The following is a 4,590-nucleotide window of genomic DNA, read 5'->3' as shown; positions in this document are numbered from 1 at the left end:
GCGCGCCTGGACGACATTGCCAAACGGGCGCAGGTCGCCAAGGGCACCATTTACCTCTACTTCCCCAACAAGGAAGCGCTATTTCGGGAAATGGTGCACACCACGATCGTGGCCGCGTTGGCGGAAGCCGAGGCGTCGAGGGCTGGCCTGCAGTCGGAGACCGCCGCCGCCCAGATGCGCTGGCTTGGACACGGTTGGTGGACGTTTCTGCGCACGGATCGCATGCAGGTGCTTCAACGTCTCGTGTCGCTCGAGTTGGGCCAGTTCCCCGACCTCTTGCAGTTCTATGCCGACGAGGTGATCGCCCGCGGGCGCCGCCTCGTGTCGAGCATTATCGCCCGCGGTGTCGAGCGTGGTGAGTTCCGCGAGGTCGACTCGCAGGTAGCCGCCCGCATGTTCTCGTCCATCTGGATGACGCACAGCACCTGGTGTGCGCGTCGTGAGTTTCACAACACACTCGGCAGCGACGAGCAGGTGCTCGACGAGATGCTCGAGTTCTATCTCTACGCCCTGCGTCCATGAAGCGATCCGTATCCATCGTCGCCGCACTTCTTTCAACGCTCGGCAGCGCCCTGCCCGCCCAGAACGCGCTCTCGATCGGCGACGCCGCACGTCTGGCCGCGAAACAGAGTGGTGGCGTCGACGTCGCCCGCGAACGCGTGGCGCAGGCGGAAGCCCGCGTAACGCAACGACGCGGTGCGCTCTTCCCCGACCTTGCCGCGGGGATTCTGCAGTCCGAGCGCAATCTCAACTCGGCGACGTTCGGCTTCTCGTTCAGCAATCCCGTGACCGGCCAGCCGCTGCTGCGCCCCGATGGTGAAATCATCGGACCGGTACCCATTGTCGACGTGCGCTATCGGTTGCAGCAGCCGTTGCTCGACCTGGGCAGCATCGCGAAGTGGCGTGCGGCGCAGTCCACGGTGCTTGCGGCCAGTGCCGATGTACAGGCGCAGGCCGAGATGGCGGCGGCCACTGCGGCGGCCGTGTATGTACGGGCGGCGCGAGCCGAGGCGCAGCTGTCGTCGCGTCGCGCCGATTCCGCGCTGGCTGCCGATCTGCTGCGCATCGCACACGATCAGTTGCAAGCCGGCACCGGTATCGCACTCGACGTCACGCGCGCCGAATCGCAGCTGGCCAATGTGCGGGCGCAGATCATCGGGGCCCGCAATGAACGCGACCGGGGACTGCTCGAACTCAAGCGCGCGGTGGGATTGCCACTCGACGCGCCGCTCACACTGACGGATTCCCTGGCCGGCATGCCGGTTGGCGACGTACCGCCCGATGCCGCCAGCGCGCTCGCCCGCGCGACCGAATCGCGCGCCGATGTGAAAGCGTTGCTGGCGCAGGAAACCGCCCAGCGCGCGACGACACAGGCCATCAAGTGGGAGCGCACGCCGCAACTCGGGCTGGTGGTCGACCAGGGCGTGATCGGTAAACACTGGAACCGCTTGCTCCCCACCTACTCGTGGGGCGTACAGCTGTCGGTCGGTCTCTTCGACGGATTCCGTCGTGAGGGGCGTGTGCAGGAACAGATCGCGAACGCGCGAGAAACCGACGCCAAGTTGCGTGACCTGCGCGCGCAGAGTGCGCTCGAGGTCCGCGCCGCCCTACTCGACCTGAGCGCCGCCCTCGAGCAGGTGGATGCCGTGCAAGAACGACTGCGTCTGGCCGAACAGGAAGTGTCACAGGCGCAGGAGCGTTTCCGCGCCGGTGTGGCCGGCAACGGCGATGTGATTACGGCACTGTTGTCGCTGAATCAAGCACGCACGCTACGCAACGACGCACTCGCCAGCTACCAAGGCTCACGCGTCGCGCTGGCGCGAGCCATGGGCGAAGTACAAAAGCTCCCGTAACTCGATTCGTACTCCATACTCCCGACTCCCGACTCCATACTTCGCTTTTACGTCATGAACTTACGTATAGTCATCCCCATCGCCCTGGTGATCACCGGCGGTGTGTGGGGTTTCAATCGCTGGTCATTCGCGCAGACGCATGAATCGACCGACAATGCGCAGGTGGACGGACACATCGTGCCGGTGGTCGCGAAGGTGGGCGGCTACGTGCTGACCGTGAACGTCGGCGAGAACGTGCATGTCGAAGACAAAGGCGTACTCGTATCTATCGACGCGCGGGAATATCAGGTGAAGCTGGCGCAGGCGGAGGCCGACTATGCGGCAGCGGTGGCCACGGCTGGTAGCGGTGGACTCGAAGGTCAGGCGGCGGCGATGGTGCGCACGGCCTCGAGTCAGCGCGAGGTGGGGGACGCGCAGGTGCTTGCGGCGCGCGCGCAGGTGGTGAAGGCGCAGAGCGATCTGGCGCGCGCGAAGGAGCTGTCGGCGAAGCAGATCATCAGCATGGCGCAACTCGACGCGGCGCAGGCCAGCTTCGATGCCGCGTCGGCGCAACTCACAGCCACGCAGCGTGGGGTGAATGCAGCCACGTCGGGCGTGTCGAACGCCGAGGCAGGCGTGCGTTTGGCGCGAGCGCGTCTGGCGGCGGCGAAAGCGGCGCGTGACAACGCGACCCTGCAGCTCTCGTACGCGAAGCTCACCGCGCCGCTGGCGGGGGTTGTGTCGCGGAAGCAGGTCGAAGTCGGCCAGTTGGTGCAGGCTGGTCAGACGCTGATGTCGATCGTATCGGACTCGGGCATGTTCGTGACGGCGAACTTCAAGGAGACACAGCTCGGCCGCATTCGCGTGGGGCAGAAGGTCGAACTCGAGGTCGATGCATACGCGGCTCGCGCCGAGGGCGAAGTGGAGAGCATCGCGTCGGCCACGGGCGCCAAGTTTGCGCTGCTGCCGCCCGACAATGCGACGGGCAACTTCACGAAGGTGGTGCAGCGTGTGCCGGTGCGCATCCGTGTCACGAAGTCGCTGGGCACCGATCGCCCGCTGCGTCCGGGCATGTCGGTGCTCGCCAACGTCATCGTGAAGTAGCGCCACCCTCGTCATGGCGACTACCGTCCTCCCTACCGGCGTGACCGGCACACGCACCGCCTCCAAGGCGGCGGTGGCCGACGATCCGTACAAGAACAAGTATCTGATCGCGATTGCGGTGACGCTGGCTGCGGTGCTCGAGCTCGTGGATACGTCGATCGTGAACGTGGCGATCCCGCACATGATGGGCACGCTCGGCGCCACGCTCGATGAAATCGCGTGGGTGTCGACATCGTACATCATCGCGAACGTGATCGTGATCCCGATGTCGAGCTGGCTGTCCGCGTTCTTCGGCCGACGCAACTATCTCACTGGGTCCATTGCGATCTTCGTGGTCGCGTCGTTCTTCTGCGGCGCCGCGACGTCGCTGTGGGGCTTGGTGTTCTGGCGTGTGATACAGGGACTGGGTGGCGGCGCCTTGTTGTCCATCGCCCAGACTACCCTGTTCGAAGCGTTTCCGCCGCACGAGCGCGGCATCGGTCAATCGATCTTCGGCATGGGCGTGATGGTGGGCCCGACGCTCGGCCCGACCCTCGGGGGCTACATCGTGGATGCGTATGCGTGGCCGTGGATCTTCTACATCAACGTGCCGCTCGGCATTTTCGCCGGCTATCTCGTGTGGACGTACGTGCGTGACGCGGCGTACCACGTAAAAGCGACGACGGTGGACGTACTCGGCATCGTACTGCTCACGTTGGCAGTCGGTTCACTGCAGTGGATGTTGGAACGCGGCGAACGATTCGACTGGTTCGAATCGCGTTTCGTGACGGGGCTGGCGATCACCTGCGTCGTTTCAGCGGTGCTGCTGGTGTGGCGCGAACTCACGATCGACGAACCGATCATCGATTTCCGCATTCTCAAGTCGCGGCAGGTGGCACCGGGCGTGTTGTTCGCGATGTTCCTTGGCCTGGCGTTGTACGGTTCGGTGTTCGTCCTGCCGGTATTTCTGCAGACGCTGCACGGATACACCGCACAGCAAACGGGCATGGTGATCCTGCCGGGCGCCTTGGCGTCGGCGTTCACGATGGCGATTGTGGGGCGCTTTGCCAACAAGGTCGATGCCCGCCCGATGATCGTGTTCGGGGCGTTCATGTTTCTGGGTGCGATGGTACTGCTGTCGCGTCTCACGCTCGACTCCGGGCAGGACCAACTCTTCTGGCCGCTCATCATGCGCGGGGTGGGACTGGGCTTTCTGTTCGTTCCGCTCACGAACGCCACCGTGGCCGGACTTCCGATGCGACTGATCGGCCAGGGGACAGGCATGTTCAATCTGATGCGTCAGCTGGGCGGATCGCTGGGTATCGCGATCATGGCCACGATGCTGGCGCGGCAAACGGTAGTGCAGAAGCAACTGCTGACGGAACATGTAGGCTCATACGACCCGACCACGATGGCGCGGCTGGGCGGGCTGACGAATGGACTGATCGCCCGCGGGATCGACGCGACAATTGCCAAGCAGCAGGCGCTGATGATCATGGATCGCCAGATCGCGATTCAGGCCAGTGTGATTTCGTTCTCGCATATTTACCTGATTGCGGGGATCCTGCTGGTGGCGGCACTGCCGCTGTTATTGATCTGGAAGACGGGGAAGGGGGCAGTGGGGGTCACCGTCGATCTGCATTGACGGGGGGGCGTTGGGGGCGTTGGGGGCTCT

Annotated in this window: 4 protein-coding genes; all 4 read left to right on the top strand. The window is 64.5% G+C overall.

Annotation, left to right across the window (positions count from 1 at the left end):
• On the top strand, window positions 1-522 hold a 522-nt coding region (locus ACESNG_RS20115; protein WP_373070559.1), incomplete at its 5' end, for a TetR/AcrR family transcriptional regulator.
• Window positions 519-1,853 (top strand): TolC family protein, encoded by a 1,335-nt coding sequence (locus ACESNG_RS20110; RefSeq protein ID WP_373070558.1) that lies wholly within the window; start codon window positions 519-521, stop codon window positions 1,851-1,853. The genes ACESNG_RS20115 and ACESNG_RS20110, both read left to right, overlap by 4 nt.
• A gap of 54 nt (window positions 1,854-1,907) precedes the next feature.
• Window positions 1,908-2,936, top strand: a complete 1,029-nt coding sequence (locus tag ACESNG_RS20105) for an HlyD family secretion protein (RefSeq protein WP_373058447.1) — start codon at window positions 1,908-1,910, stop codon at window positions 2,934-2,936.
• Between the two features lie 13 nt (window positions 2,937-2,949).
• Window positions 2,950-4,560, top strand: coding sequence for a DHA2 family efflux MFS transporter permease subunit (locus ACESNG_RS20100; protein WP_373070556.1), 1,611 nt, complete (start codon window positions 2,950-2,952; stop codon window positions 4,558-4,560).
• The last annotated feature ends 30 nt before the right edge of the window (window positions 4,561-4,590 follow it).

The organism is Gemmatimonas sp., from assembly GCF_041689975.1.
Lineage (GTDB): Bacteria > Gemmatimonadota > Gemmatimonadetes > Gemmatimonadales > Gemmatimonadaceae > Gemmatimonas.
This window is presented reverse-complemented; position numbering and strand designations above follow the sequence as displayed.